The organism is Bhargavaea massiliensis (genome assembly GCF_050480245.1).
GTDB lineage: Bacteria > Bacillota > Bacilli > Bacillales > Anoxybacillaceae > Anoxybacillus.
This window is the reverse complement of record NZ_JBCNEQ010000043.1, coordinates 1-25,523: the sequence shown is the minus strand read 5'-3', so window position 1 is coordinate 25,523 and position 25,523 is coordinate 1. Positions and strand designations below refer to the sequence as shown.

Sequence of the window (25,523 nt, the reverse complement as noted above, 5' to 3'; positions counted from 1 at the left end):
CCATGCCGAGCACACTAAAAGGGAGCTACTTTCGGTAGCTCCCTTTTTTGCAAAAATCACAGATTCATGAGCGATGATTTTCATATTTTGATTGATGGGGAACATTTACTTATAAATGCTTTTGTCGAAATGTCATTACACGTTTCGACATTTTTTTTACAAAAGATATGTTAATGTATTATAAAGTATATTTCAAATTTGTAAATGTGTACGAAGGAGGGATTGAAACAATGATCTCACAATTTATCGGCCAAACAGAAGCAGCGATCCTTCGCTTTTCCATCTCGTTATTGAAAGAAATCGAATTAAAAATCAAGAGAAAACAAATCATTTCCCAACAACAGGCGATGAAGTATGCGAAACGAAAAATCGACTTGTTCGTTAAACAAATGCATTTGCGCCGAGCGTTAACCATTGTATATCAATCAGAATTATATATTTACGTATCTAAAAAATTGACTGATATATTCGAACAATATCGTGTGCTCAAATGTGTATAACATCATATTTTCTTTACAATTTGAAAATATTCTTCTAACGTAATTTGTTTCTCGTAAATTACCTTTGCAGCTTTCACACCGACATAGCGCAAATGCCAAGGTTCGTATTGGTATTTTGTAATATGCTCTTTCCCTTTGGGGTAGCGAATGATGAAACCAAATTCATGGGCATGTTGCGCTACCCATTTCCCCTCAGCTGTTTCACCGAATGCAGGCGTAATAGCATATTGAACACTTGGACTTGTAATATCCATCGCTAATCCTGTTTGATGTTCGCTTTTTCCAGGCATAGCGACAGCAACAACCGCCTTTTCTTCCCCTAAGCGTTGAACTTCAGAAGCAAATAACTGTTGTTGCCGCTCGTACGAACGATAGCCGGATACTGCGTATAAGATGATTTGTTGATTTTTTGCCGCTACAAACATCGCTTCTAATGCTTTAGCAGCTTCTGCACGCATGTGCCGCTTTTCGACATTTGTTTCTTTGAATGTAAACGGAACGTTTGGGATCACTAAATCGGTTGGCTTGTAATCAGCTGGCAGTTGTTGTTCTTTATTTACTAAAGCGAGTACGTTATCTGGATTGACGATCACTTTCACACCGTTTTGCACTTCAATTTGATTCCAAAATCTTTCTTCGAGCACAAGTTCCTCTTGTTCCTTTATTTCAGAAGATGGCGCTGTTTGCTCTACTTGGGCAGGGGGTTCAGATGGTTTTCGTTCTTGCTCAAGTGAGCCAAATGATTGACATCCACTAACTATAATTAAACAGCAACATATCCATTTTTTCATTTTTCTCCCTCACGAATAGAAGAAAGCTCCGCAGAGTGCCTCCCGCAAGAGCTTTCATTTTTTATTGACGAATCGCTGTTTCAAGCGCAACTTCAATCATCTCATTAAACGTTGTTTGTCGCTCTTCAGCTGTTGTTTCTTCACCCGTTAAAATATGGTCACTTACCGTTAGTACAGACAACGCTTTTCGACCAAATTTAGCGGCTAACGTATAAAGTGCTGTTGTTTCCATCTCTACCGCTAGCACACCGTAACGCGATAGTTTTTCAAATTGGGCATTTTCATTATAAAACATGTCAGCTGTAAATACACTACCAACTTTCAGTTGTAATCCTTTTTCTTTTCCAATTTCGTACGCTGTTTTTAGCAAGTCAAAGTTAGCCGTTGGGGCATAATCAATACCCCCGAATGTCATGCGATTTATTTGTGAGTCCGTTGAAGATGTCATCGCTAAAATAACGTCACGCACTTTGACATCTTTTTGAATCGCACCGCACGTTCCAACGCGAATTAACGTTTGAACGTTGTAGCTTTGCATAAGCTCTGTAATGTAAATAGAAATGGATGGAACACCCATCCCTGTTCCTTGAACAGAAATACGATGTCCTTTATATGTACCAGTAAATCCGAACATACCACGAACTTGATTATAGCAAGTAGCCCCTTCTAAAAACGTTTCAGCAATATACTTTGCACGAAGCGGATCCCCTGGAAGTAAAATTTTATCCGCAATTTCATGTTCTTTTGCACCAATATGAACACTCATTTGTATCCTCCTTTTCACCTTGATCGCTGCATATATACTATACCACACTCGTATGTTTCACTAAAGCGTTGTTTTTCATGTATAAAAAAAAAGAGGGAAGCTCCCTCATTACGATATTTTCCGAAAATACTTCGGTTTCACATATAAAACTTTTTTATCTTCACTTACAACATATTTTTTCTTCGCTTGTTCATAATGTTCGTATATTAAATAACAAACGACGTAAATTGGCAACATCGCTTCTAACGAGGCTAAATAAATGAGATAAAACGGATGTGCATTCGTTTCAAACATTCCGCTAAACACATAGTAAGCGCTTGCAATCACAACGTTAGTTATACTAATATTTGCGAAATGAAGCAAGAAAATTTTCTTTCTTCGTCCAATGAGTCGCTCTAATTCAAATTTAATAAACAATGAGCAAAAAATCGCAATAATCCCGATGATCGAAGAAATGATGAACGCGAACATCGCTTTTCCCACCCCATATGTATATTTTTTATGATCTTGTCGACGTTAATGATGTAACCACATGTCATGTAAAGGAGGTTCCATATTGGGCAAAAAACATCGCAGTCGCATCAATAGTCCGAAAAAGAATAACCATATTCCAAAAGAAACATTAATTGCTGAAGCTGAAGCACACGATAAAGAGTATAGCGCTGAAAAGCGGAAAAAATAATCCCCTTGTACGCACAAGGGGAACTTTTTATAATAATCTATCCTTTCGCTAATTGTCTATATACAATATAGCACAATTTTGTGAACATTTAAAGACACTTTTTAGCGCACATGAATGCGATGAATGCGTTCCCATCCATCCGGACTTAAGCGATAGAAAAATTGTCCAAATATTCCTTCATCAATCATTAAAATGTCCCCCGTACCTACATAGCGTGCTTCATAATCTTTCGGAACTAAATCAGGAACGTTAAACATTCGATAAACCTCCGCTAATACATCATCATGATCCTCCCCGATTACCGTCAAGCGATATACTTGGCGATATCCTTTCGTTTGACCAAATTGCGGTGTTTGAAATAGCGTTACATCATAATGGTGTGTTGACTTTAACATTTTCTCCATAAACATCCGAATCACTAACATCCACTCCCTCTTTTCCTTTACGTAACATATTAGTGATTCGTTTTGTCGATTCCTTTTTCATTTTTTTACTATTTTTGTCGAATATATATAATTTTCCGACATTTCTACACAAAAAAGATTGGGAGCCCCCAATCTTTTAAGCATATCGTCGAATCAATGAAGCAAGGTCTGTTTGTAATGTTTGAATACGCTGCTCATGAATAGTGACGCGGACGAATGTTTCATCTAAGTCAAGCGCCTCCGCAAATAACCCAGCTAACCCACGCGCTCGTCGATCCACTTGAATAAGCAATTCCATTTCATTTGGTGCATGTGGAAAAAAGATCATTTCTACTTCATCAAGTTTTCCACGAAACTCACCACGAACCGGCACGTACTCAAATTCTTGCACAAAAGGAAGTCTTTTGCGAATACCATAAGCTGCTTCTTTGCATTCTGCTTCTTTCAGCTGAAATCCTAAGTTTTCCATCGCACGAAATACAGCATTCATCATTTGATTCGGCTGAACACGAATATAGTCTTCATCTGTTGGATCAACAGCATTTTTAATATCTAGTCCTGTGTGTAACCATACTCTCGTTTTTCCGAGCGTAACCGGCGTATCGATCGGAAGAGGAAAAGAAAATGGAAATTCTTTCTTTTCTCCAACACCAATGACAAACGAATGAGCAATTTTCCACTTTTCAATCATTGCTTTTTTCGTAACTTTTCGATCATCTACTTCAGTCGTATATGTAGCGCACAGAGATAAATATATATCATCAATCCCTTGTTCGACATTTCCTCCAGTCACTTCAACAACGCCTGTAATATGTTCACCGAGTAATAGTTGTGACTCACGCAACTTCGTATCTACCTTTGCTGCTCCAATTCCAATGCTTGCTAATACTTTATTAAATAGCCCCATAAAACAGCCCTCCTTTATTTTATGATTCGATATGTTATACGAATGAGAAAAGAAAATGTTTCAAATAAAAAACGACGGAACAGCCGTCGTTTTATTCATCAATCATTTCTTCGTCAATAATACATTTTTCAATTAAATAATCAAACATAATATCTGCCATTTCTTCAATTTCATGTTCTGTTGGGACAAATCCTCGCCGAACAAGTTCATTGTAAAAGAACTCCGCAATTTCTTCCGTATCAATGACCACTTCAATTTCTTTCACAATATCGCCCCCTTTGTATTATGTTATGAAAAAATCATTCATTTATGTCATCTATGTCATCCGTTTTTATGTATATTTGTCGCTATGTATACATACGTTGAAAGTAAAAAAATACGGAGGACAACCTTATGGACGAACGAATTGATCAATGGATGGAAACGACCACGAATGCGCTCTTTTGCGGTATACTCTTTTTTTGTTTTCCTTATTTCATATACGTGTTATGGCAATGTTTATAATGTTTATTCGCGTCGTTTCCGCTTTGTAAACTTTTTGGGTTGCTCAACGATTTGTCTCATAACTTCACTCCATTGTTAAACATCATTGTTAGTATAGTATATGTACATATAAAAAAGCCGACACACTGAAAGTGAAGTGACCCCTGTCTACTTGACAGGGGTCGCTTCACACCAACGTCGGCTTTTTATATGGCACAAGATGCTGGAGCAAAGTCAATCTCAAATCCTAAATCTTCGAGCATTTGAAAATCAGCATGTTTTTCTTGCCCAGATGTTGTTAAATAATCTCCGACAAAAATGGAGTTCGCAGCATATAAACCAAGCGGTTGCAGGCTGCGTAAATTTACTTCCCTGCCTCCAGAAATACGAATTTCTTTCGTTGGATTCATATAACGAAACAGAGCCAACACTTTTAAACAGTAACGCGGATTTAATTCGTTTGTCCCTGCTAATGGCGTTCCATCAATCGCATGAAGAAAATTTACTGGAATCGAGTCTGCATCTAGCACTTTTAAGCTTCTTGCCATAGCAACGACATCTTGTTTCGTCTCTTTCATACCGATAATGACGCCAGAACATGGCGACATCCCGGCTTCCTTGACTGTTTCTACCGTACGCACCCGATCATCGTATGTATGAGAAGTTGTAATGTGAGGATGATGTTCTCTAGACGTATTAATATTATGGTTGTATCGGTCCACACCTGCTTCTTTTAAGCGTAACGCTTGTTCCAATTTTAATATTCCTAAACAGGCGCATACTTTTAAGCCATATGCTTCCTTAATTTCTCTCACCGCAGATACAACAATATCAATTTCCTTATCGCTCGGCCCTCTTCCGCTCGCAACAATACAATATGTTCCGATTTTTGATTCATACGCTCGTTTAGCACCTTGTAAAATCGCATCTTTACTTACCATTTTATATGTCGAAATAGGTGCGGTAGATATAGAAGATTGCGAACAGTATCCACAATTTTCTGGACACAACCCCGACTTTGCATTCATAATCATATTTAATTTCACTTTATTTCCGTAATACGTTTGACGAATGCGATAAGCCCCTTGTAACAATAACAATAATTCGTCATCCGGGCAATTTAATATAGCGAGCGCTTCATCGTCTGTAATTTCTTCCCCAGCTAATACACGATCCGCTAACAATAACCAATTCATCGTTCTCCCCCTTTTACTTCTAATTACCAATAATCGTATTCGATTCACTTTTATATGTCAACATCATATTCTTATAAGTTAACAAAAACTAGCGAGACATCCTCGCTAGTTATACGTTTCCACGATATTTCGGGCAATCCATACGCCACATGCTCCTGCTTGTGCAAGTCCACGCGTAATTCCTGCGCCATCTCCTCCGACATACAGCCCTGAAATTTCCGTTTCAAAACGTTCATTTAATTTCGGGCGAGCGGAATAAAACTTCGCTTCTACTCCATAAAAAAGCGTATGTTCTGAAGCAATCCCTGGAGTGACATAGTTCAATGCTTCTGTCATCTCAATTAAACTTTTCATCGTATTGTAAGGAAGAACGAGACCTAAATCCCCTGGAACCGCTTCTTTTAACGTCGGTTCGATAAATCCTTCTTTAATTCGTTTTTCAGTTGAACGTCTACCTTTTAAAATATCACCGTATTTTTGTACAATAATTCCCCCGTTAGATAGTGCATTGGCCAAGCGGGAAATTTGATGTGCATATTCGTTCGGCTGATCAAACGGATCAGAAAATTTATGGGAAACTAGGAGAGCGAAATTTGTGTTGTTGCTTCCTAATTTCGGATCTTTATATGCATGACCGTTTGCAAGCATAATGCCAGAATGGTTTTCAACAACAACATGCCCAGATGGATTACTGCAAAACGTTCGCACTTGTGTTCCCACGGATGCATTAAAAATAAACTTTCCTTCGTACAAATGTGTGTTAATTTCCTCCATGACTACATTAGACGTTTCGACACGAACGCCAATATCGACTTGATTATTGATCATTTTCAATCCACGGCGCTTCAATATATTCGTTAACCAAGCCGAACCATCACGTCCAGGGGCAATGACGACTCGATCAGCATAGAATACATCTCCATTTTTCAATTGGATACCTTTGACGTGATTCGTACCATGTATTTTTTCAGTCACAATATCACTAACTTCCATCTTAAACATCATATCAATATGTTTTCGTAAATATTCATATATGCTTTTTAAAATTTCTAAATTTTGTTCTGTACCAAGATGACGAACTTGCGCACGTAACAATTTCAGTCCAGCAGCATAGGCGCGTTTTTCAATTTCTCTCACTTCATCCGTAAGCGGATCAGTTAATGTATGCGTAGCACCGTGCTTTAAATTAATTTCATCCACATAACGAATGAGTTCTAACACAGTCGAATCAGGTAAATAATCCGTCATCCACCCACCAAACTCGCTCGTAATGTTAAACTTACCATCCGAATATGCTCCCGCTCCTCCAAATCCGTTTGTAATCGAACAGGCAGGTAAACATCCCGCATAATCTTTTTTCCCAACCGGTGGTGGACATTTCTCAATCTTTTTTTGCAAAATGGGACAATTTCGTTTATAAATATCGTGTCCTTTATCAACAAGCAACACGCGCGCACCTGGCAATTTTAATGTCAATTCATAACAAGTAAAAATCCCTGCCGGACCAGCTCCAACAACGATTACATCATAACGGTTGTTCATTATTCATCCCTCACCTTTCATTTTCCGAATGTTAATATACTAAATAGTCGATAATGAGTCAATAAAAAACGTACTTTTTTAAAAAAAATTAATTAAATGTTCGTATTTTATCGGTATAAAAAAAAGAACGGTGCATGCCGTTCTTCTAAAAATAACGTTTCTTCCAAAAAATAAATGCTGTAATGCTAGAAAAAGCTAAAGAAACACCTAAGGCAATTAAATATGCATACGGTTTATCTTGATGTGGTATTGGAACGTTCATGCCGTAGAAGCTCGTCACCATCGTTGGAAAAGAAATCACAATCGTAACCGCAGCTAAAAATTTCATCACCATATTTAAGTTATTTGAGATGACTGAAGCAAACGCGTCCATCATTCCACTTAAAATGCTGCTATATACTTCTGTCATCTCAATCGCTTGCTTATTTTCAATAATGACATCTTCTAACAATTCTTGATCATCTTCATACATCCGTAAATAATTTAATCGAAGCAGTCGTTCCATCACAATATTGTTTGCTTTTAATGATGTGGTAAAATAAACAAGGCTCTTTTCTAAACTAAGCAAAGAAAATAACTCTTTATTTTGCATTGATTGATGCAACTGTTTTTCAATCTCGCTCGTTTTACGATTAATGTGCTTTAAATATCTTAAGTAATACGTCGAAATGATATATAACATTTGCAATGCAAAACGCGTTTTCATATACGTATAAAAATTTTTTACCTTGTTTTTTGTGAATTCTTCAAAAATCGGGTTTTCTTGCAAGCAGACAGTGATAAAACATGTATTTGTAATAATCATTCCAATTGGAATGGTTTCATACGTTGGAATGTTTCCTTCATCGTACGTAATAATTGGGATATCAACGATAATCAATACATGATTATCTTCTTTTTCAATACGTGAACGCTCTTCATCGTCAAGTGCATCTTTAATCGAATCAATGGGAATATTTACATGTTCTGCAATGTAGCGAATTTCACTTTCTGTTGGGGAGACGAGATTCACCCAGCAGCCGTTTTTTAACTCGTAAATTTCCTCTAATTTTCCTTGATCGTTAGATAAATAAATGTTCATCATGGCGTAACCCCCCTATCTTGTTTATAAGAGGTAAGCACCGCCTTTTAGTCGTTGGAGCGCCTGTTTCGTTTTTGAGCAGTACGTTCCAGCGCCAAAAAACGGAGCTATTTCCTCTATTATTGCTGGTTCTGGTTCATTCGTACTCGTCCTGCTCATAACGGAACCGTCACTCCTTTCTCTTTTACATTCATTACGGATTAATGATACATGTTTTACCACCATTTGTATAGTTACTTTTTTATTTTTTCTTAAATCGAGTATTCAAAAATAGAAAAACGTTTCTCGTTCTTTTATAATTATTGGTGAAGGATGGTGAACATAATGAACATATACATGTGCGATCAAGCGTTTCAGTGGTATAAAGAAGAGCTCCATTTGCAGCGTGGAGACTACGTTCGCTTCTTTGCTCGATACGGCGGTTGCAGCACCGTACAAAAAGGGTTTTCTTTAGGGGTGAATAAGGAAGAGCCAATCGACGCTGCGGTTACATTAGAAAAAGACGGTGTCATCTTTTTTATTGAACAAAATGATCTGTGGTATTTTGACGGTCGTGATTTGCATATTACGTTTGATGATAAACAAAACGAGCCGATATTTACATACAAATAAAAGCGGGCGACACCCGCTTTTATCTTTTTTTTGCTCGTTCGTACGCCTCATGCCAATCAGGGAAATATTTTCTAATTAAAACAGGTTGAAACGTCTCCTTCGTCACACAAACATGTTTAGACGTTGCTGTTGCCGCGACTTCTTTTGTCGGCGTTAACACTTCGTATCCATAAACGACTCGAATCCCATCATATGATTCTACCCACGTTTTGATCGTGGCCGTTTCACCGTATCGTAACGGTTTTTTATAAGAAATTTGTAAATCAATGACAGGAGAAACAATTCCCCTTTTCTCCATATCAGCATATTGAAAGCCAAGCTGTTGAATAAAATGAGCTCGTCCAATCTCTAGCCAAATAATATAATTCGCATGATAAACAACTCCCATTTGATCTGTTTCCGCATAGCGAACTTCAATCTCTTTTTGTGAAATGATCATGGCTTCTCACTCTCCGATATAGCGTACTTTGTTTTTATTGTACCATAAACACATGAAAAGCAGAAAACAACCAGCTAAAAAAGCCGCACGTATGCGGCTTTTACAATTCATATCCTTCTTCTCTCGCTCTTGCCTCATCTTTAATTTCCTCTCGCATCGCTCCAATTGCTTCTTCGCGACGGTGATTTTTTTGCTTAATCTTCTCGCGCTCCTCTGCGGTAGCAAATGCCATCGTTTCTTCCGCTTTTTCGATATTTTCAAGCGTATTTTGTACCATGTCTTGTAATTTTTCTACATTATCGCGACGGTCATCATGATTTGGTCTCATTTTGTATCCTCCTTATAAAAGTAAAATGTACATCATTTATCATGTACGTTTTTTTATGTTATACACATTATTTTGTTTATTATAATATTATTATGTAAACTTTAATAAGGGCGAGTATTCGCCCTTATTCACCTTTTGTTTGAATGACTTGCGGATGTTGCCCCGATTGATCTTGCATTTGCTTTCCTTTATTGCCGCCAGCTGCTCTTGGTTTTGTTCCGATATGTTGCGGTACAAACGGTTGTTGATTGCTTTTTGGATTACCCATTTTTCATCCCCCCTCCCTTATAGTATGGCCGGATTACTCTGGTTTATGAAGCCAGCGTGTTTCCATTTTCTCTTCCAATTTTTCTAATGCGCTGACATCGTTCAATAGCTGTCGCTTATTTTCCATTACTAGTTCTGCAAATGTTCGCTTTCTTATTTTCCGCATCACGTATTCACCTACTTTTTGTTTTTTTCCATCTTTTCCAAACATAACAAAAAATATACAAAAAATAGCCGATTCTTCGGCTATTTCCCCCATTTTTCTGCATATTGCACCATTTGTTCATACGACATCGGCCCGATTTGTTTTTTACGAATAATTCCTTGTCGATCGATTATAAAAGATGTCGGAATGGGTTGAATATCATATTGTTTCATGACATGTCCATCAACATCTAGCACAACTGGAAATGTCAAATGATAATCTTTTATAAACTGACTGACTTTTCCTTCCAAATCTCGTACCATCACATTTACAGCTACAATTTCTACTTGTTGATGATATCGTTCATAAAATTTTTGCATATCTGGCATTTCTGCGCGACACGGTGGACACCACGTCGCCCAAAAATTCACAATAACCGCTTTTCCGCGCAGTTGTGAAAGTTGAACCGTTTTTCTATCAGTTGTTTGTAAAGAAAAATCAGGAGCCTTCATTCCTACATGAATACCGGTTGCTATCGTTTGTCTTTCCGTCATATGTTCCCAAAGCATATATGCAAAAAAACTAAATAAAACAATGATGGCAAACCACTTTTTCATCAACATACCTACCCTTCTATTTGTCATCTCAAAAAAAAGGCGCACATGCGCGCCTTTATCGAATATTTTTATGTTCATTGCTCATTTTTTTTACTTCCACTTCAGCATATGAAGCAAATTCGTTATTGAAATCATTTTTTTGCTTCGCGTTATTGTTTCGTTGTGCATTTGCGTTTCCTAATTTTGTTCGTCCCATTGTTTCACACCCTCCTTTCCATACAAAGATAATATGCACGAATGGGACGTTTTACACTACGACGATTTGTTATTTAATTTTTGGACATATTCCTTTACCATGTCAACCGTCACATATTTTCGTTGTGGTAAAATTCCATTTTTAGCTAGTTCATTCATTTGTTTTGTCACTTCGTTAATATTGTGCACAGAAAACGGCTCGCCTCGTTGACATAAGGCAACAGCTTCCTCAATATACGCTTCCCGTTTAGCATCTAATTGTGCAAATGCGCGAATGAGCGCATGCTGTTTTTGTGAATGCGCTGTAATTGCTTGATGAACTTCACTCATCATTCATTCCTCCAATCATATCGTAAATACGTTGCAATTCATTCATTGGTGCTTGAGCGGTTAATGCCGCGAGCAAACCAGCAAAATGTTCATTCATCTGTTCATACATATGACAATGAAGCCGCTCAATAACGGTATTCCATTGTTTCGTATAATGCGCAAGCAGGCGTTGTTTTTGTTCATTTATATACGCTGAAACCGGCTCATGCAATTGTCGTTCCAATTCTTCTTTCATCAATCGCTTTTCATCTTTTTCGAAAAATGATTTCGTACTTTTGTACAACGATAGCGCTTTTTTAAATATGTTGCGATCGAGTTGTTCAAAAGCAAGCGGAAATTCCAATGTTGGAAAAACAGGAAGATCCACTTTTGTTACAATGAGATCATGAACTTCCTTCCACTGTTTCTCTAACGCCATAAAATGAAGATCATAACGTTTGCTTATAAATGCTTCCATTCGCAAGCTAGTCGCTCGCATTTCTTGCGCCAAATCGAATCCAATGGAATACAACAATTCGTCTAAACATAATTGTAACGCTTTTTTTATATTCGTTTGTCGATCATGAAGAACGGACGGATTAAACGACTCTTTAAACCAATCTGGCAAACGGAAAAAAATGCGCTGTTGAATGTAATAAACTAACTCGCTCAGCTCTTGCTCGATTGCATGAATGTCATAATTCATTTCATATTGTTTCATGATCTGTTCGAGCTGCTGTTGCTCTTGTTGCAATGTTTGTAACTTTTTGCGTTTTATATCATCGCTTTGTTTTGCTTCTGCAATATATTCTGCTAACCGTTTGTGCGCTTGTTTCATTTGTAAACGTGCGGAAGCTATCGCTAATGAACCGATCTCTTGATGAATAAACGGATAAAAAGCTTGCTCAAACGTGCTCATGCCTGAATTCGATAATACGTCATGTTTGAATGTTTCCCCGTTCTTTTCGGCAAGCGCCCATTTACTCGATAATGGAAAAAGACGAGGATGACGAATACCGAATTGCAAAAGCTGCTCTTTCACATAGCGCACCACCGTCTGCAACTCTTCTTGTGTATGAGCTAAGTCAGCTGCATTAATGATAAAGAACATTTTATCTAAACTAAACGTATCATTTACACGACCGAGCTGAATTAAAAATTCGCGATCGGCTTTTGAAAAAGCATGGTTATAATATGTCACAAAGAAAATCGCATCTGCATTTTTAATGTAATTAAATGCGACTCCTGTATGACGAGCGTTTACAGAATCTGCCCCTGGTGTATCGACAAGAATGATGTTTTCACGAGTTAATGGACAATCATAATACAACTTAATCCATTCAACGAAACACGACTTCGTTTCATTGGCTACGTATTCATGAAATTGTTGGAGTGAAATAGTAACCAACTGACCAAGCTTTTCTTTCATCTGTTCGTAACCGCGAACGACAGCTTGCAAAAACGCCCAATGTACGCGTTCTTTTGCTCCAACATGGTGATTGCAAATCGCCTTTTCGCTTTCTTCGATCGCCTGCTGTAATGAATGAGCTTGCACACCGAAAAAGCGAAGGGAATGTTGCAAATCGTTTAAAAGTTGTTGTTCTGTTTTCATTTGAACAACAACCGTTCCATGTGGATATTCGTCTGTCGGCGGAACAATTTTATTAATTGTCGCCGTCGTTGGATGGGGCGAAACAGGCAAAACGTGTTCGCCAATTAAAGCATTTGCAAACGAAGATTTTCCAGCACTAAAAGCCCCGAATAGAGCAATCGTAAACGTTCTTTGTTGAAGCTGCCGAACCTTTTCGCTCATTTCTTTCGCTAGTTGTTTCAATCCTTCAATCGGAACAACCATTTGGCTAACAGTACGCAATTTTTCAATCATTTGTTCAACCGTCTCACTCGCTGTTTGTGCTGTTTGTGCTAGTGGGATTGAATGTTCTTCTTGCATCTTTTCATTCACATGGGAAACTTCTTCCGTCTCTCGTTTGCTCTCTCGCATCATAAACGTCTCATGAATAAACGGATAAACAGCTTCATCGCTTAGCGGCTTTGCCGTTTCGACAGTTTTTCGCAACTGCTGACGAGTATGCTCACGTTGACGCGCAAGTTGTTTTAATCTTTCCCAACTCGCCTGTTCCTCGATGAGCTGTGCAAGTTGTTGCTCATACATCGCTAATTGTTGTTGTGCTTTTCCTTTTTCAATCATTTGCTCCACTAGTTGAAGTGCTACATCGCGATATGACCGTTTGATTTCGGTTGCTATATCGTTCGTATACGTTAAAACATAATCCCCCGTTACAAGCGGTTGATTCGGTTTCCGTTCAGCAAGCCATTGTTCAGAAAAAGGAACTGTCAATTGTTGAATGTGATGTAACAATTCATGATCACGAATATCATATTGCTCGTAAAACCGTTTCAGCAAGTCACGAATGTGCCATTCCAACTGACTTTCAATTTTTTTATGTAAATCTTTATAAAAAGCACTCAATCTTTTTTTCCGTTCTTCCTCTGTTTTCTTCTTTGTAAATAAAAAACCGACTTTAAAATCGGGTTGACATGCTTCTAGATAGGCGCGCGCATACTCCCTCGTTTCGTAGGGCATCATATAGGCGTTATCTAATGTTGTTGTTAGCTGCTGTTCAACACGTTGCTTTGCAGTTGACCACGTTTTCTTTATGTCATCAATCGTTTGCTCCATCTCTTCAATCTTTTTAAGAAGTTCCTGTTCATTATTGAATGAAAGCAATTGACGAATGTTTTGTTCTTCTTCTTCCTGTTGCGCGATCACTGCTCGCATATGGTCATCAATCATTTGCTCGACCGCAATATGTATACTTTGTTGAAGCCGCCCATTTTTCTCGCCAAAAAGCGACTCTAATAGTTGTTTTAATGCTTCAAACTCGTTATATACATGCTCCTTTTGTTTCAGCGACGTATAAAAAATGCGTTCAAATGTAACTCCCCACTGTTGAAACGCTTCTTCCACCGAACGAGCAAACAGTGAAAACGGAAGCTCTTCTTCACGATGTTTATCAATTTGATTCACAACTAAGTATATCGTTTTGCCATACTGCGACAACCGCTTGGTAAACTCGAAGTTCATTTCCGCTTGGACATGGTTGTAATCCATCACATAAAATATAACATCCGCTAAATGAAGAGCAGACTCTGTCGCCAAGCGATGAGCATCGTCTGTCGAATCAATACCCGGTGTATCCATCAGTACAATTCCACTTGGAATCGCATCTGTCTCATCGCTAATTTCAATCATATCAATGGCATCACCGTCTTGACAAAACGTTTTTACTTCCTCGTAATCGTAAGGAGCGACATATTCAATTGGCTGACTAGTTTTATAATATACGCGCGCATACGGTTTTCCCGCTTTTACTTTTACAAGGTTTGCACCCGTTGGAACTGGACTAGATGGTAAAAGCGGAGCACCAATCAATTCATTGATTAAACTAGACTTTCCAGCAGAAAAGTGACCACAAAAAGCAATTGTAAACTCTCCATCGTACGCTTTCTTAATTAATTGTTTTGTTTTTTTAGCTTGCACTGTGTCGCCTATTTCGACAAATTGATCATGAAGTGCAATCAAGCGGTATATCCATTGTTGCAACGGTTCTGTTTTTGTTATTTTCATTTTTTCCCATACCCCTTTTAAAAAATCTACCTTCATTTTACTGTAGTTCACAAAAAAAATACATAAAAATTCCCCTATTTAATTAGGGGATTTTAATAAACGTAGCGCGCGTTCCTCTACACGAATACGAATAGATAGAAGATATGTGTTGCATATCGTGAATATGATAGCTGTCCAATGCGCCTGAAACATAAGCGAAATCATGATCAATTCCAGGGAGACAACAAAATAATTTGGATGGCGAAACCATCGATATAGTCCTTATAGAAAAGCTTTCCTCACAGCAATAGGAGGAAAGCTTTCGACGTTTTGAAAGGGAGTATGTTGTTGTGCACTTTCATTATAACGTAATTTATTCATTCGTCACTATGTTTTTTATGTTTTCTTTATCTGTATTTATCGAAAAATGATGTAACCGAAGTGAAAAATTTGTTATGATGAAGAAAAAGGGGGGCGTTGTATGGCTTTAGGTGAGAAAATTACAACGATTTTAAACGGAACGATCGAATCGATTCGCTCTGTCATCCCGCTAGCAATGACAACCGAAAAACCTTCATTGTTTACACAACCTTTCACTCAAACGTCCATTAATGTATTGATTGGGATGACCGGAGACTTACGGGGACGCCTAATGATTGAAGGGCATGAAACGATATTTGGAAGTATCGGAGAAACGATGTTTGGCATGCCGTTAGAAGGGGAAATGCTTAAATCATTTACCGGTGAACTCGGCAATATGATTGCAGGAAACTTAGCAACGATCGTTTCGCAAAAAGGTATTACAATTGATATTACACCGCCTACTGTTCTCGTCGGTCAAACAAAAATTTACGGCTTTGATAAAGCTTTTCGCGTCCCGATTCACTTTGAAAACAAAGGAGAATTGCAGCTCATTTTAACAATTGATAACGAATAAACAAAAGAAGCTTGCGGTTGTAAGCTTCTTTTTTTATTTCACACCCACCTTTTTCTGAACATTTCACACTTTTTTCACAACATCACAAAATATGTGTGACAAAAGTCACAGCTACCCCTTATTTTTACGGTTATGATGATGGTAAAGTAACGAATGAACAATTTGTGAAACATATGAAGAAAGCGTTTCATTTCACAAATTGTTTTGTATGATGTAAGTGTATACATTTCTATTTAAGGTTTATTTAGGGAGGGAGGAATAAAAGTGAAAACTCAATTAAACACAAACGCACCAAAAACAAAGGTGGAGAAAGAACCTTCATTAAAAGGAACGCTTGCTTCTGTTTTGTTTTTGGGATTTTTCCTCATTTTCACGTGGGTAAGCGTATATTTCTTGTTTTTAAGTCGTTTATAGAGGGAAAGGGGAAGGGACGTTATGCACATGCATAAGTATGAAAAAATTTGGCTGTTTTTCGGCATCGGTTCGTTATTCGTATTTTTAGCCGTTTTAGGAGTTGGAGCATTTGCACAAGGCACACAGCCACCGAGCTGTTTAACAACAATCGATCCGGAAAAAGTCGATCAAACGCCACCATTTGATAAACCAGGACTTGTCAAAACAGGAGATAACGAATACCAACTTAATATCGTTGCTTCTGCATTTGCTTACACACCAAATCAAGTAGAAATTCCAAAAGGAGCAAAAGTAACGATTAACGTAGCAACAAAAGACGTCATTCACGGATTTGAAATGGCTGGAACAAACGTGAACATGATGGTTGAGCCTGGTTATGTAAGTAGCTACACACAAACATTCGACAAAGTTGGCGAGTATGTCATCTTATGTAATGAATATTGCGGTGCCGGTCACCACTTAATGACGGCGAAAGTGAAGGTGGTTGAACAATGATGAACGGAACATGGAAAGTAGATGCACGTGATGGAAAATTAGCAATGGCCCATATTTATGTCGCTTTCGTTGCACTCGCATTAGGAGGACTTGCTGGGCTACTACAAGTGCTTGTGCGCTCTGGAAAACTAGAATTACCGGCAGGCATTAGCTATTATACGATTTTAACCACTCACGGTGTATTGCTCGGACTCGTTTTAACTACATTCTTTATTATCGGTTTTCAATTTGCAGCTGTAAGCCGCACTGCTGGAACACTTTCTGATCGCGTGCGATTCTGGGGCTGGGTCGGTTTTTGGCTCATGACAATCGGTACAGCGATCACAGCATTTTATATTTTAATCGGTGAAGCTTCTGTTTTATATACGTTTTACGCGCCATTACAAGCACATGCTGGCTTTTATATCGGTTTAACGCTCGTTGTTGTCGGCAGCTGGATTAGCGGATTTGCAATGTTCGCCCATTATGCAAAATGGAAAAAAGCCCATCCGGGTCAAGTGAGCCCGTTACTTACATTTATGTCCGTTGTTAACATGGTATTATGGCTCATTTGCTCGCTCGGTGTAGCAGCAACTGTATTATTCCAATTTATTCCTTGGTCATTAGGTTATGTCGATCGCATTAACGTACTTGTAAGCCGAACATTGTTCTGGTACTTTGGTCACCCGCTCGTCTATTTCTGGTTATTGCCTGCATATATGATTTGGTATGCCATTATCCCAAAAATTATTGGCGGAAAAATGTTTTCAGACTCACTTGCTCGCATGTCGTTCATTTTATTCTTAATTTTCTCGATTCCTGTCGGTTTCCACCATCAGCTCGTGGAACCTGGAATTGATCCAGTTTGGAAATACTTACAAGTTGTTTTAACGTTTATGGTTGTTATTCCATCATTAATGACAGCGTTCTCGATGTTTGCAACGTTTGAGATGTACGGTCGCTCCAAAGGGGCAACAGGATTGTTCGGATGGTTACGTAAACTCCCTTGGGGTGATGCTCGTTTCTTTGCACCTTTTATCGGTATGTTGTTCTTTATCCCTGCTGGTGCTGGTGGTCTTATCAACGCATCACATCAATTAAACCAAGTTATTCATAATACAATTTGGGTAACAGGTCACTTCCATTTAACATTAGCAACAACGGTCGTATTGACGTTCTTTGGTGCAGCGTACTGGCTCATCCCTCACTTAACAGGACGTGTGATGACAAAAGCGATGAACCGTTTGGCGATCACCCAAACGATCGTTTGGTCGGTCGGTATGATTTTCATGTCGAGTGCGATGCATTTTGCAGGGTTGCTAGGCGCCCCACGCCGTTCGTCATTTTCAACATACGGCGATGCACCACAAGCGCTTGAGTGGATTCCTTATCAAATCGCTCAAGCTGTCGGTGGAACGATCTTGTTTATCGGTATTATTCTCGTACTCATTATCGTTACAAACTTAGCATTTTTCGCTCCAAAAGGTGAAACAGAATTCCCTGTTGCAGAAGTCGCTGAACAGGCTGAACGTACACCACTTGTATTCGAAAACTGGAAATTGTGGATCGGTATTGCTGTTGTACTCATTTTAATCGCATACACCGTTCCATTTATCGATATGATCCAAAATGCGCCTCCTGGATCAAAAGGTTTTAAACTTTGGTAAAAAAAACCGGGCAAAATTGCCCGGTTTTTTATAGGTTTTTTATAATCGATAAATATGTTTATATTTTTCTTCTAAATACTGAATTAAATGCGTTGGATTTAAACCTTCTCCTGTCACTTCATATAAAATGTCAAGCGGTTTTTTCGTCTTTCCAAACTGATGGATATGCTTTGTAAGCCATTCACGAATACGAACAAATTCCCCATTTTCAAGCAGCTCATCAAAGTTCGGCAACTCTTTCTCCATTGCGTGTTTAAACTGTGCAGCATACATATATCCAAGCGCATACGATGGGAAATACCCAAAACTTCCCCCAGCCCAATGTACATCTTGAAGGATGCCTTCTGCATCACGTGCTGGACGAACGCCTAAATACGCCTCATATTTTTCATTCCAAATGTATGGCAAATCTTTCACTTCGATGGCACCATCAAATAACGCTTTTTCTATTTCATATCGGACAATGATATGTAATGGATATGTCAATTCATCGGCTTCAATACGGATCAGAGACGGTTTTGATTCATTAATCGCCCGATAAAAATCATCTAATGAAACGTCAGCAAAATGCGGAGCATATTGTTGTAACAAGCTATAATATCGCTTCCAAAACGAATAATGCCGAGCGATAAAGTTTTCATAAAACAACGATTGTGATTCATGAATGCCCATTGATGTGCCATCGTAAAGTGGTGTACCCGCTAGCTCTTTAGAAATATTTTGTTCATAAAGAGCATGTCCGCATTCGTGAATCGTACCAAATACTGCTGTTCGAAAATCATTTTCGTCATATCTTGTTGTAATTCGGACATCGCCATCATTTAACGTAATGGCAAAAGGATGAACCGTTTCATCTAGACGTCCAGCGTCAAAGTCATAGCCCAACTCTTTTAAAAGAGCTAAACTAAACGCCCGTTGTTTTTCTTTCGAAAACGGCTGAAATAAAAAGTTCGTTTCCGGCTTGTGTCGTGATTGGCTAATTTGTTGAACGAGCGGAACAATATGATTGCGTAATTTTGAAAAAACATCATCTAACAAATCAACAGTGACACCTGGTTCATATAAATCTAATAGCGTATTATATGGGTGCCCATTTGTTCCCCAATATGTAACAAATCGTTTTGTAAAGTCGACAAGTTGTTTTAGGTACGGTTCAAAAAGTGAAAAATCGGATTTTGCTTTTGCTTCTTCCCATACACTTTCTGCTTTTGATTGCAAAATGACATATTGTTTGTATTCATCAGCAGGAATTTTTTTATTGCGTTCGTATTCTTTTTGACATTCCGCTAGCGTATGCCGTGTCACAGCTGATAATTGTTCTTGTACAGACTTTGCTGAAAGCTCTGCGATGTATGCCGCCATTTGCTCTGAAATTGACATATGAAATACGTCTTGCGATAACATACCGATCACTTCAGAGCGTTGATCAATCCCTTTCTTCGGCGCCCCTGTACGCAAATCCCAATACATGAGCGAAATAGCCTCTTTATATGCCATCATTTTTTTGACGTACTGCAAAAATTGCCTTTCAACTGACTGAATATTTTTATTCATCTTCTTCCCTCCATTCCGTTGTATTGTTATTCTACAATACTTACAAATATTCCTCTATTTTTGCCGTACATCTGTTGGCAATACACGTTTAATCGTTTCAATCACTTGAATTGGCTCATCATTTGTTACAAAAATACATACGATTCCACGATCATCACGTTGACGAATTAAACGTCCCACCCCTTGACGTAATCGTAAAATCATGTATGGAACATCGACTTCCCAAAACGGATTGTCCGTTTGTTTTCGCTTCGCCTGAAAAACAGGATCATTCGGTGGATAAGGAAGCGCCCAAATGATGACGTTACTTAGCGATGGACCTGGAATGTCTAATCCTTCCCATAAATGTTGGGCACATAAAATCGTTTCCTCTTCGTTTTGAAAGCGCGAAACGAGTTCGCTAATTTCTTGATCGCCTTCAAATAAAAAAGTGAGTCCTTCTTCTTGTTGTGCACGAGCTTTAAATTCATTCAATTGTTCGCGTGTCGGGAATAACACAAGAGCACGCCCATTCGTTTCGCGTATTTTTTGCATGGCATATGCATATTTTTCCTCAAATATACGCTCATCGTTTTCAAACATTGGCATGTAAATCGTCATTTGTTTGTCGTAATCAAACGGTGAATCGACATGAAATGATAAATATTCATCAATTCCAAGGCTTTTTGCCATATAATCAAACGATTTTTCGTTTGATAATGTGGCGGAAGAAAAGATGAATGGGATGCGCTTAGAAAATACTTTTTCGCGTAACACTTCTTGTACCGTTCTCGGCATAATGACAAGCGTATTGCCATCGAGCGACGATTCAAGCCACGTGATTGCGTCCCGATTATGAATAAATAAATATAATGAATGATGAATTTGATCTAAATACTCATCAACAACTTTTAATTGATAGTGGTCAATTGTATACGTTTCACTTTCAAATACAAGTTCATCACCAATTTGTTCAACCTTCGTCCGCAATGTTTGCGCTAGTTGTAAAAGGGACGGAGTAAACGTTAATTCTTGACGATTAGATCCTGGTACAACTTTCGCATGATTCATCAATTCATCAAAAAAGCGTACACTTAATTCTAATGTATCTTCAATTAAATAAGCTAATTGTTCACGAATATCATTTTCTAATAAACGGGAAAGCAACGTTTCTAATGTCGTTTCTTTCATACGATACGTTAACGCTTTTTGGGCAGCAAATTCTAATAAATGTCCTTCGTCAAAAACGACACAGCTTGCTTCAGGTAAAAGCGGTAGCTGACCTTCACGTTTTCGTGCTTCGTACGTCCAAATATGTTCCATATAAAAATCGTGAGAACAAATAATTAAATCTCTCGCTTTTCGATAATAATCGCGCGATAACGTTTGACCACAACGATGACGTTTTTCGCACGCTAAACAGTCTTGAAACGGGTCCCAAGCAATTTTTGCCCATTGTTCATCACTTAAATGTGCATAATCTTTCCGATCACCGTAATGATAAAACATTTGAAGAGGTGAATGATCATGAACAAATAAAGGCAATTCGTCAAAAATTTGCTCGTATAGCTCCTCTTCTTCTGTCATTAACACATCATCGAGTTTGTTCAAACATAAATATTGATCTGGTGATTTCGCTAAACGAACATCAATGTTTATGTTTAAAACGCGCGAAATTTTCGCAATATCTCCTTCTTTTTTTACAAGCTGTTCAATTAACGTTTCATCTGCACAGGCAATAATGGCTGGTTTTCCGATATAACGTGCATAACAAATGGCATAAAGCAAATATACAATCGTTTTTCCTGTTCCGACACCCGCTTCAGCAAACATCACTTTTTTCTCTCTAAATGCCCGCTCAAGTTGAAATGCCATAAAAATTTGTTCATCTCGCAATTCAAAACCTGCTTCAGGTAAAATATCGTAAAATACATCACCGATCCATTCGTTAAGTTTATCAAAAAAATTCTCATTTTTATTTAATACAAACGGATATTTGTTCATACTTTTTAGCTCCTCCATTAATTTTAACGAAGTACACAAACATTAATTATTGACCAAAAAAAGAAAGATGTCAATGAAGTTGAAAAGAAAAAGCTGTCAATGAGACAGCTTGTCATATGAACGTGGCGGACGAGGTCCCCAAAATTGATAATATTGCGTTTCAATGAAACCGTTAAACAATTTGCGACGCTTCGTTGCTTGTTTTCCGTACAACTGCTCAAATTGACGATGGGATGTTAAAATATAAATCGACCACGTATCTAAAGCTGCAAATGTTTTTCCCATCTCTCGATACAGCTGTTCCACTTCTTCTTTCTCCCCTAACCGCTCACTATAAGGAGGGTTCCCGACGATGACACCATACTCGTCTTTCGTTCGGAAATCTTTCACCTGCATTTGTTTAAACGTAATTAAATCAGCTAATCCCGCTTCTTGCGCATTTGTTTTCGCGATGTCAACCATGCGATGATCGATATCAAATCCAACAATATGCAAAGGTTGATCATAACGCGCTAAATCTTCCGCCTCTTCCCTTGCTTCATCCCATAAACGAGCAGAAATCCAATGCCATTGTTCAGATACGAAATCACGGTTAAATCCCGGAGCGATATTTTGGCCGATCAACGCGGCTTCAATCGCAATCGTTCCCGATCCACAAAACGGATCAACAAATGGACGATCTGGTGTCCAATTGGTCAACTGAACGAGCGCTGCTGCTAACGTTTCTTTTAATGGCGCTTCTCCTTGTTTGACGCGATAGCCCCTTTTATGCAACCCAGCACCGCTCGTATCGATTGTTAATGTAGCAATATCTTTATGCAAAGCGACTTCAATACGAAATTGTGCACCTGTTTCCTCGAACCATGAAACGCCATAATGTTGCTTCAAATTTTCAACAATCGCTTTTTTTACGATGGCTTGACAATCGGATACGCTAAACAATTTAGATTTGACCGATTTCCCGACAACAGGAAACTGGGCATCGATCGGTAAAAACTGCGCCCATGGAAGCGCTTTTGTTTGTTCGAACAACTCATCGAACGTTGTTGCTGAAAATTCACCTACTTTAATTTTTACACGATCGGCTGTTCGAAGCCATAAATTCGCGCGACAAATCGCGCGCTCATCCGCAACAAACGTCACTTTCCCATTTTCCACTTGACAATCATAACCGAGCGCGCGCACTTCGTCTGCAACGATCGATTCAAGCCCCATCGCTGCAGTGGCAATTAATGTTATCTGTCCCATATCCATTCACCTTTCATTCATATATCTATCCCATTCTCGAATAACTTGCGATCATGTAAACCAGAGCGAAGAATATTCGGCTTTTTTCCGAGCACTTCTTCTTGCGTATAACCTGTTACCGTTTCAAAAGCTGGATTCGTTAATAAAATACGCCCTTCACTATCCGTCACAATAACTCCTTCGGCTGCTTCTTGAATAATGGCATGAGAAATGTATAAAAATGTATCTGCCCCAAACAAAGATGTCAATTTTTTGTTCACAACAAACTCTCCCCTCATATTCCCAAAAACAAAAACTCCCCTGACGATATGTGCAGGAGAGTTATGCCATGAATCATGTTCTGTAAGCCATGTTCTGTTCCGTCGTACTGCAAACGGCTTCCGCCTCGTACTTCGGTGGTAATCATCTATCTACAGGCGTACGCCTGTCCTTCTCTCCGTTCATTTCCTTCGAGAAGGTGCCCCTACCATCAATTTGGGTTTCTCGCTCGTGGGGTTTACCGCGTTCCACTCTTGCCGTTTCCAGCAAGACTACGTCACTGTGGCACTTTAAAGGTAATCGAGCCATATCCATCGCGGACGTAGGCTCTTTCCCTGCCGTCAGCCCAGCGGATCGCCAGACTGCCCTAGCTTATGAATTCGCTAGGCACGAACACTACGGGCATCTCAGCACCGTGCGAGCATGGACTTTCCTCTACGATGCCTATGCATCGCAGCGATTACCCGAACATGATTCATGTAAGCATATGATAGTATATCCGAAACGATAAGCCAAATCAATAGAAAAATTAGGATATTTATTCGTAAAGTTTGCTTCCAAAAACATGTTTTTCCAAATTGGAAAGACGCTGTAAAATATCAAAATTCGTCGTCCCTGTTTGAGATGGCTGACGTTTTTGTGCCTCCTGCAATTGGCTTTTTAAACGAGTATTTTCTTGTTGTAATTGTTCAATGATTTGATGAAATGTTTCATAGTCTTTAATAATTAAATCAAGAAAGCGATCAACTTCATCTTGATTATATCCGCGCATGCTTATTTTAAACTCTTTTTCGAGAATGTCTTTTGCTGTTAAGTTGATACGATCTGAAAGCACGTTTGCTCACCTCAATTATCCATGTCTACACCTATTCTTTCAAAAAAAGCAGTCTTTGTCAATTTTTCATTTTCACAAACTTCGTCTTTTTTTCGACAAAAAACCGAAGGCGAATCGCCTTCGGTTAAAATGGTCGTGGGAACGGTCCCGGACCTGGACAAACAACATGTTGATGCGATACCTTGTTGACTACTGATTGCGTATGAGGAAAATAATGTTGATGCTGGAATAAATGATGATTCACATACGTCGTATGTGATGGATGAATGTGCGGCACAATCGTTGTTTGCATTTGATGCTGTGTACAACATTTTGTTGGGTGAACGATTGGCGGCATCATATTTGGACGACAATGCATATTTCATACCCCTTTCGTATTAAAGTTTGTTACACTTCTAGCGTATGTGCAAAGGGGTATACATGTACTAATGGAAATACCTAATTTTACATGGACGTATAAATGTTATGCTTCATATTAGCAAAAATGACGACTGTAGCCCCAATTAAAACAAAAAATAAGTATAAAATTTTTTTGCTCATCGCTTCTCTCTCCGCAGTTCATATTGTTCACAAATATACATTCTACTTCATTCTTTCTTATTCGACAAGAAGGGAAAACTTTGTCTTTTTTTGCGCTTCCCTCGGAAATAAAATGAAAATTTTCCTGCTCCTTTTCTTGCGAGCAGCACCACCGCATGGTCGAGACCGTTGAGCGCTCCTTCGTAACGATAGACGCGATAATGCTCTTCCCCCACCGTGACGAGGTGAGTGTCACTCGGTTCGATGGAGCGGGCCAACTGCTTCGCTTGGACGGCAACGCCGTTCGGATAGAGAATCCGGTTCGTCTGCTGGAGTTTATGAAGCAGCGCCTCTTCCTCCCACGGACTTTTCGTGAAAAAATGGCTGAGTGTCGTGCGGTGGTTCGGATGAAAGCTCCCATGATGAAGATCGGTCAATGTTCCCGAAAAGCCCTTCGTGATCATCGCATCCACGATATGAACGAGATGCTTCATAACAGGTTTTGAAAAATAAAGGGCCAACCCCAACATCGTGAAAAACTTGTGAATTCCTTGATGATGTGCTAATCTATTCATGAGACATGAACCTCCTTGTAAATGGTTTGGTAGCACATCTATTCTAACCAAGGAATCGGGTTCATGTCTCCTTTTTTGTTTCGATGTAAATTTATGTTAGTGATTTTGCTCATCTACAGTTCTAATAATCGAGTAGGAGGAGGTGA

Annotated in this window: 31 protein-coding genes, 1 other RNA gene and 2 pseudogenes; 7 read left to right on the top strand and 27 right to left on the bottom strand. The window is 38.8% G+C overall.

Annotated features, from left to right (window positions below; all coding sequences use genetic code 11):
* The first annotated feature begins 230 nt into the window (after positions 1 to 230).
* Positions 231 to 500 carry a hypothetical protein gene (locus tag ABEV15_RS08760; protein WP_498852974.1) on the top strand — a complete coding sequence of 90 codons (270 nt, stop codon included), beginning with the start codon at positions 231 to 233 and terminating at the stop codon, positions 498 to 500.
* Positions 501 to 502: 2 nt separating this feature from the next.
* Here ABEV15_RS08760 and ABEV15_RS08755 read toward each other — a convergent pair whose 3' ends face one another.
* The 3 genes from ABEV15_RS08755 to ABEV15_RS08745 all read right to left on the bottom strand — a co-directional run bounded on the left by ABEV15_RS08755 (position 503) and on the right by ABEV15_RS08745 (position 2,528).
* Positions 503 to 1,291, bottom strand: a complete 789-nt coding sequence (locus ABEV15_RS08755; protein ID WP_498852973.1) for a M15 family metallopeptidase — start codon at positions 1,289 to 1,291, stop codon at positions 503 to 505.
* A 61-nt stretch (positions 1,292 to 1,352) separates the two neighbouring features.
* The gene (gene deoD, locus ABEV15_RS08750; RefSeq protein WP_498852972.1) at positions 1,353 to 2,057 is read right to left on the bottom strand and encodes a purine-nucleoside phosphorylase; all 705 of its coding nucleotides are present in this window, start codon (positions 2,055 to 2,057) and stop codon (positions 1,353 to 1,355) included.
* 108 nt (positions 2,058 to 2,165) lie between these two features.
* Positions 2,166 to 2,528, bottom strand: a complete 363-nt coding sequence (locus ABEV15_RS08745) for a hypothetical protein (RefSeq protein WP_429631114.1) — start codon at positions 2,526 to 2,528, stop codon at positions 2,166 to 2,168.
* Positions 2,529 to 2,613: 85 nt separating this feature from the next.
* Between ABEV15_RS08745 and yoyE the strand changes: the two genes are divergently transcribed.
* A complete protein-coding gene (gene yoyE / locus ABEV15_RS08740; protein ID WP_429631112.1) occupies positions 2,614 to 2,739 on the top strand; it encodes a protein YoyE in 126 nt (41 codons plus the stop codon).
* A gap of 101 nt (positions 2,740 to 2,840) precedes the next feature.
* Here yoyE and ABEV15_RS08735 read toward each other — a convergent pair whose 3' ends face one another.
* From ABEV15_RS08735 to ABEV15_RS08705, 7 genes are all read right to left on the bottom strand, one after another.
* On the bottom strand, positions 2,841 to 3,164 hold the full coding sequence (locus tag ABEV15_RS08735) for a hypothetical protein (RefSeq protein WP_498852971.1): 324 nt from the start codon (positions 3,162 to 3,164) through the stop codon (positions 2,841 to 2,843).
* 136 nt (positions 3,165 to 3,300) lie between these two features.
* Positions 3,301 to 4,071 (bottom strand): sporulation protein, encoded by a 771-nt coding sequence (locus ABEV15_RS08730; RefSeq protein WP_429631108.1) that lies wholly within the window; start codon positions 4,069 to 4,071, stop codon positions 3,301 to 3,303.
* 91 nt (positions 4,072 to 4,162) lie between these two features.
* Positions 4,163 to 4,336, bottom strand: coding sequence for a YozD family protein (locus tag ABEV15_RS08725; protein ID WP_429631106.1), 174 nt, complete (start codon positions 4,334 to 4,336; stop codon positions 4,163 to 4,165).
* Positions 4,337 to 4,760: 424 nt separating this feature from the next.
* Positions 4,761 to 5,750 carry a biotin synthase BioB gene (gene bioB / locus ABEV15_RS08720; RefSeq protein WP_498852970.1) on the bottom strand — a complete coding sequence of 330 codons (990 nt, stop codon included), beginning with the start codon at positions 5,748 to 5,750 and terminating at the stop codon, positions 4,761 to 4,763.
* 105 nt (positions 5,751 to 5,855) lie between these two features.
* On the bottom strand, positions 5,856 to 7,292 hold the full coding sequence (locus tag ABEV15_RS08715; protein WP_429631102.1) for an NAD(P)/FAD-dependent oxidoreductase: 1,437 nt from the start codon (positions 7,290 to 7,292) through the stop codon (positions 5,856 to 5,858).
* Between the two features lie 145 nt (positions 7,293 to 7,437).
* On the bottom strand, positions 7,438 to 8,376 hold the full coding sequence (locus ABEV15_RS08710; protein WP_429631100.1) for a magnesium transporter CorA family protein: 939 nt from the start codon (positions 8,374 to 8,376) through the stop codon (positions 7,438 to 7,440).
* A 21-nt stretch (positions 8,377 to 8,397) separates the two neighbouring features.
* Positions 8,398 to 8,532, bottom strand: coding sequence for a hypothetical protein (locus ABEV15_RS08705; RefSeq protein ID WP_429631098.1), 135 nt, complete (start codon positions 8,530 to 8,532; stop codon positions 8,398 to 8,400).
* A gap of 165 nt (positions 8,533 to 8,697) precedes the next feature.
* On the opposite strand from ABEV15_RS08705, the gene ABEV15_RS08700 reads away from it, so the two are divergent.
* Positions 8,698 to 8,985 carry a HesB/YadR/YfhF family protein gene (locus ABEV15_RS08700; protein ID WP_429631096.1) on the top strand — a complete coding sequence of 96 codons (288 nt, stop codon included), beginning with the start codon at positions 8,698 to 8,700 and terminating at the stop codon, positions 8,983 to 8,985.
* A gap of 19 nt (positions 8,986 to 9,004) precedes the next feature.
* On the opposite strand, the gene ABEV15_RS08695 is transcribed toward ABEV15_RS08700, so the two are convergent.
* The 9 genes and pseudogenes from ABEV15_RS08695 to ABEV15_RS08655 all read right to left on the bottom strand — a co-directional run.
* Positions 9,005 to 9,424: an acyl-CoA thioesterase gene (locus ABEV15_RS08695; RefSeq protein WP_429631094.1), complete on the bottom strand. Its 420-nt coding sequence runs from the start codon at positions 9,422 to 9,424 to the stop codon at positions 9,005 to 9,007.
* Between the two features lie 100 nt (positions 9,425 to 9,524).
* A complete protein-coding gene (gene tlp, locus ABEV15_RS08690) occupies positions 9,525 to 9,752 on the bottom strand; it encodes a small acid-soluble spore protein Tlp (RefSeq protein ID WP_498852969.1) in 228 nt (75 codons plus the stop codon).
* 124 nt (positions 9,753 to 9,876) lie between these two features.
* A complete protein-coding gene (locus ABEV15_RS08685; RefSeq protein WP_003396082.1) occupies positions 9,877 to 10,020 on the bottom strand; it encodes an acid-soluble spore protein N in 144 nt (47 codons plus the stop codon).
* Between the two features lie 33 nt (positions 10,021 to 10,053).
* Positions 10,054 to 10,185 carry an FbpB family small basic protein gene (locus ABEV15_RS08680; protein ID WP_429631090.1) on the bottom strand — a complete coding sequence of 44 codons (132 nt, stop codon included), beginning with the start codon at positions 10,183 to 10,185 and terminating at the stop codon, positions 10,054 to 10,056.
* 80 nt (positions 10,186 to 10,265) lie between these two features.
* Positions 10,266 to 10,787, bottom strand: a complete 522-nt coding sequence (locus ABEV15_RS08675; protein ID WP_498852968.1) for a peroxiredoxin family protein — start codon at positions 10,785 to 10,787, stop codon at positions 10,266 to 10,268.
* 49 nt (positions 10,788 to 10,836) lie between these two features.
* On the bottom strand, positions 10,837 to 10,977 hold the full coding sequence (gene ypzF / locus ABEV15_RS08670; protein ID WP_009361292.1) for a protein YpzF: 141 nt from the start codon (positions 10,975 to 10,977) through the stop codon (positions 10,837 to 10,839).
* A gap of 56 nt (positions 10,978 to 11,033) precedes the next feature.
* Positions 11,034 to 11,306: a YpbS family protein gene (locus ABEV15_RS08665; protein WP_429631086.1), complete on the bottom strand. Its 273-nt coding sequence runs from the start codon at positions 11,304 to 11,306 to the stop codon at positions 11,034 to 11,036.
* Positions 11,299 to 14,934, bottom strand: coding sequence for a dynamin family protein (locus ABEV15_RS08660; protein WP_498852967.1), 3,636 nt, complete (start codon positions 14,932 to 14,934; stop codon positions 11,299 to 11,301). The genes ABEV15_RS08665 and ABEV15_RS08660 overlap by 8 nt, the downstream gene beginning before the upstream one ends.
* A 78-nt stretch (positions 14,935 to 15,012) precedes the next feature.
* Positions 15,013 to 15,195, bottom strand: a pseudogene (locus ABEV15_RS08655) (isoprenylcysteine carboxylmethyltransferase family protein); the annotation flags it as partial.
* Between the two features lie 199 nt (positions 15,196 to 15,394).
* On the opposite strand from ABEV15_RS08655, the gene ABEV15_RS08650 reads away from it, so the two are divergent.
* The 4 genes from ABEV15_RS08650 to ABEV15_RS08635 all read left to right on the top strand — a co-directional run bounded on the left by ABEV15_RS08650 (position 15,395) and on the right by ABEV15_RS08635 (position 18,405).
* Entirely contained in the window at positions 15,395 to 15,850 is a 456-nt protein-coding gene (locus tag ABEV15_RS08650; protein ID WP_498852966.1) for a chemotaxis protein CheX, read from the top strand.
* A 264-nt stretch (positions 15,851 to 16,114) separates the two neighbouring features.
* Positions 16,115 to 16,264, top strand: a complete 150-nt coding sequence (locus ABEV15_RS08645; protein ID WP_429631080.1) for a cytochrome c oxidase subunit 2A — start codon at positions 16,115 to 16,117, stop codon at positions 16,262 to 16,264.
* Positions 16,265 to 16,285: 21 nt separating this feature from the next.
* The gene (locus ABEV15_RS08640; protein WP_006318623.1) at positions 16,286 to 16,759 is read left to right on the top strand and encodes a cytochrome c oxidase subunit II; all 474 of its coding nucleotides are present in this window, start codon (positions 16,286 to 16,288) and stop codon (positions 16,757 to 16,759) included.
* Positions 16,756 to 18,405, top strand: a complete 1,650-nt coding sequence (locus ABEV15_RS08635) for a b(o/a)3-type cytochrome-c oxidase subunit 1 (protein WP_498852965.1) — start codon at positions 16,756 to 16,758, stop codon at positions 18,403 to 18,405. The genes ABEV15_RS08640 and ABEV15_RS08635 overlap by 4 nt, the downstream gene beginning before the upstream one ends.
* 39 nt (positions 18,406 to 18,444) lie before the next feature.
* Here the strand turns inward: ABEV15_RS08635 and ABEV15_RS08630 are convergent, their stop codons facing one another.
* The 8 genes and pseudogenes from ABEV15_RS08630 to ABEV15_RS08595 all read right to left on the bottom strand — a co-directional run.
* A complete protein-coding gene (locus tag ABEV15_RS08630; RefSeq protein WP_498852964.1) occupies positions 18,445 to 19,959 on the bottom strand; it encodes a carboxypeptidase M32 in 1,515 nt (504 codons plus the stop codon).
* A 54-nt stretch (positions 19,960 to 20,013) separates the two neighbouring features.
* Positions 20,014 to 21,942: an ATP-dependent DNA helicase gene (locus ABEV15_RS08625; RefSeq protein ID WP_498852963.1), complete on the bottom strand. Its 1,929-nt coding sequence runs from the start codon at positions 21,940 to 21,942 to the stop codon at positions 20,014 to 20,016.
* Between the two features lie 96 nt (positions 21,943 to 22,038).
* Positions 22,039 to 23,190 (bottom strand): THUMP domain-containing class I SAM-dependent RNA methyltransferase, encoded by a 1,152-nt coding sequence (locus ABEV15_RS08620; protein ID WP_498852962.1) that lies wholly within the window; start codon positions 23,188 to 23,190, stop codon positions 22,039 to 22,041.
* 17 nt (positions 23,191 to 23,207) lie between these two features.
* Positions 23,208 to 23,450 carry a PAS domain S-box protein gene (locus ABEV15_RS08615; protein WP_498852961.1) on the bottom strand — a complete coding sequence of 81 codons (243 nt, stop codon included), beginning with the start codon at positions 23,448 to 23,450 and terminating at the stop codon, positions 23,208 to 23,210.
* 78 nt (positions 23,451 to 23,528) lie between these two features.
* Positions 23,529 to 23,920: RNase P RNA component class B (gene rnpB, locus ABEV15_RS08610), an RNA gene on the bottom strand.
* Positions 23,921 to 23,986: 66 nt separating this feature from the next.
* Positions 23,987 to 24,283 carry a cell division regulator GpsB gene (gpsB, locus tag ABEV15_RS08605; protein ID WP_429631067.1) on the bottom strand — a complete coding sequence of 99 codons (297 nt, stop codon included), beginning with the start codon at positions 24,281 to 24,283 and terminating at the stop codon, positions 23,987 to 23,989.
* A gap of 124 nt (positions 24,284 to 24,407) precedes the next feature.
* Positions 24,408 to 24,641, bottom strand: a complete 234-nt coding sequence (locus ABEV15_RS08600) for a CotD family spore coat protein (protein WP_498852960.1) — start codon at positions 24,639 to 24,641, stop codon at positions 24,408 to 24,410.
* Positions 24,642 to 24,954: 313 nt separating this feature from the next.
* Positions 24,955 to 25,377, bottom strand: a pseudogene (locus tag ABEV15_RS08595) (IS701 family transposase); the annotation flags it as partial.
* Between the last annotated feature and the right edge of the window lie 146 nt (positions 25,378 to 25,523).

Excerpts from the sequence above, each read along its gene's own strand:
- ABEV15_RS08760 (WP_498852974.1), top strand. The coding sequence starts at position 231 with ATGATCTCACAATTTATCGGCCAAACAGAAGCAGCGATCCTTCGCTTT.
- ABEV15_RS08755 (WP_498852973.1), bottom strand. The coding sequence starts at position 1,291 with ATGAAAAAATGGATATGTTGCTGTTTAATTATAGTTAGTGGATGTCAA.
- deoD (WP_498852972.1), bottom strand. The coding sequence starts at position 2,057 with ATGAGTGTTCATATTGGTGCAAAAGAACATGAAATTGCGGATAAAATT.
- ABEV15_RS08745 (WP_429631114.1), bottom strand. The coding sequence starts at position 2,528 with ATGTTCGCGTTCATCATTTCTTCGATCATCGGGATTATTGCGATTTTT.
- ABEV15_RS08735 (WP_498852971.1), bottom strand. The coding sequence starts at position 3,164 with ATGTTAGTGATTCGGATGTTTATGGAGAAAATGTTAAAGTCAACACAC.
- ABEV15_RS08730 (WP_429631108.1), bottom strand. The coding sequence starts at position 4,071 with ATGGGGCTATTTAATAAAGTATTAGCAAGCATTGGAATTGGAGCAGCA.
- bioB (WP_498852970.1), bottom strand. The coding sequence starts at position 5,750 with ATGAATTGGTTATTGTTAGCGGATCGTGTATTAGCTGGGGAAGAAATT.
- ABEV15_RS08715 (WP_429631102.1), bottom strand. The coding sequence starts at position 7,292 with ATGAACAACCGTTATGATGTAATCGTTGTTGGAGCTGGTCCGGCAGGG.
- ABEV15_RS08710 (WP_429631100.1), bottom strand. The coding sequence starts at position 8,376 with ATGATGAACATTTATTTATCTAACGATCAAGGAAAATTAGAGGAAATT.
- ABEV15_RS08705 (WP_429631098.1), bottom strand. The coding sequence starts at position 8,532 with ATGAGCAGGACGAGTACGAATGAACCAGAACCAGCAATAATAGAGGAA.
- ABEV15_RS08700 (WP_429631096.1), top strand. The coding sequence starts at position 8,698 with ATGAACATATACATGTGCGATCAAGCGTTTCAGTGGTATAAAGAAGAG.
- ABEV15_RS08695 (WP_429631094.1), bottom strand. The coding sequence starts at position 9,424 with ATGATCATTTCACAAAAAGAGATTGAAGTTCGCTATGCGGAAACAGAT.
- tlp (WP_498852969.1), bottom strand. The coding sequence starts at position 9,752 with ATGAGACCAAATCATGATGACCGTCGCGATAATGTAGAAAAATTACAA.
- ABEV15_RS08685 (WP_003396082.1), bottom strand. The coding sequence starts at position 10,020 with ATGGGTAATCCAAAAAGCAATCAACAACCGTTTGTACCGCAACATATC.
- ABEV15_RS08680 (WP_429631090.1), bottom strand. The coding sequence starts at position 10,185 with ATGCGGAAAATAAGAAAGCGAACATTTGCAGAACTAGTAATGGAAAAT.
- ABEV15_RS08675 (WP_498852968.1), bottom strand. The coding sequence starts at position 10,787 with ATGTTGATGAAAAAGTGGTTTGCCATCATTGTTTTATTTAGTTTTTTT.
- ypzF (WP_009361292.1), bottom strand. The coding sequence starts at position 10,977 with ATGGGACGAACAAAATTAGGAAACGCAAATGCACAACGAAACAATAAC.
- ABEV15_RS08665 (WP_429631086.1), bottom strand. The coding sequence starts at position 11,306 with ATGAGTGAAGTTCATCAAGCAATTACAGCGCATTCACAAAAACAGCAT.
- ABEV15_RS08660 (WP_498852967.1), bottom strand. The coding sequence starts at position 14,934 with ATGAAAATAACAAAAACAGAACCGTTGCAACAATGGATATACCGCTTG.
- ABEV15_RS08650 (WP_498852966.1), top strand. The coding sequence starts at position 15,395 with ATGGCTTTAGGTGAGAAAATTACAACGATTTTAAACGGAACGATCGAA.
- ABEV15_RS08640 (WP_006318623.1), top strand. The coding sequence starts at position 16,286 with ATGCACATGCATAAGTATGAAAAAATTTGGCTGTTTTTCGGCATCGGT.
- ABEV15_RS08635 (WP_498852965.1), top strand. The coding sequence starts at position 16,756 with ATGATGAACGGAACATGGAAAGTAGATGCACGTGATGGAAAATTAGCA.
- ABEV15_RS08630 (WP_498852964.1), bottom strand. The coding sequence starts at position 19,959 with ATGAATAAAAATATTCAGTCAGTTGAAAGGCAATTTTTGCAGTACGTC.
- ABEV15_RS08625 (WP_498852963.1), bottom strand. The coding sequence starts at position 21,942 with ATGAACAAATATCCGTTTGTATTAAATAAAAATGAGAATTTTTTTGAT.
- ABEV15_RS08620 (WP_498852962.1), bottom strand. The coding sequence starts at position 23,190 with ATGGGACAGATAACATTAATTGCCACTGCAGCGATGGGGCTTGAATCG.
- ABEV15_RS08600 (WP_498852960.1), bottom strand. The coding sequence starts at position 24,641 with ATGCATTGTCGTCCAAATATGATGCCGCCAATCGTTCACCCAACAAAA.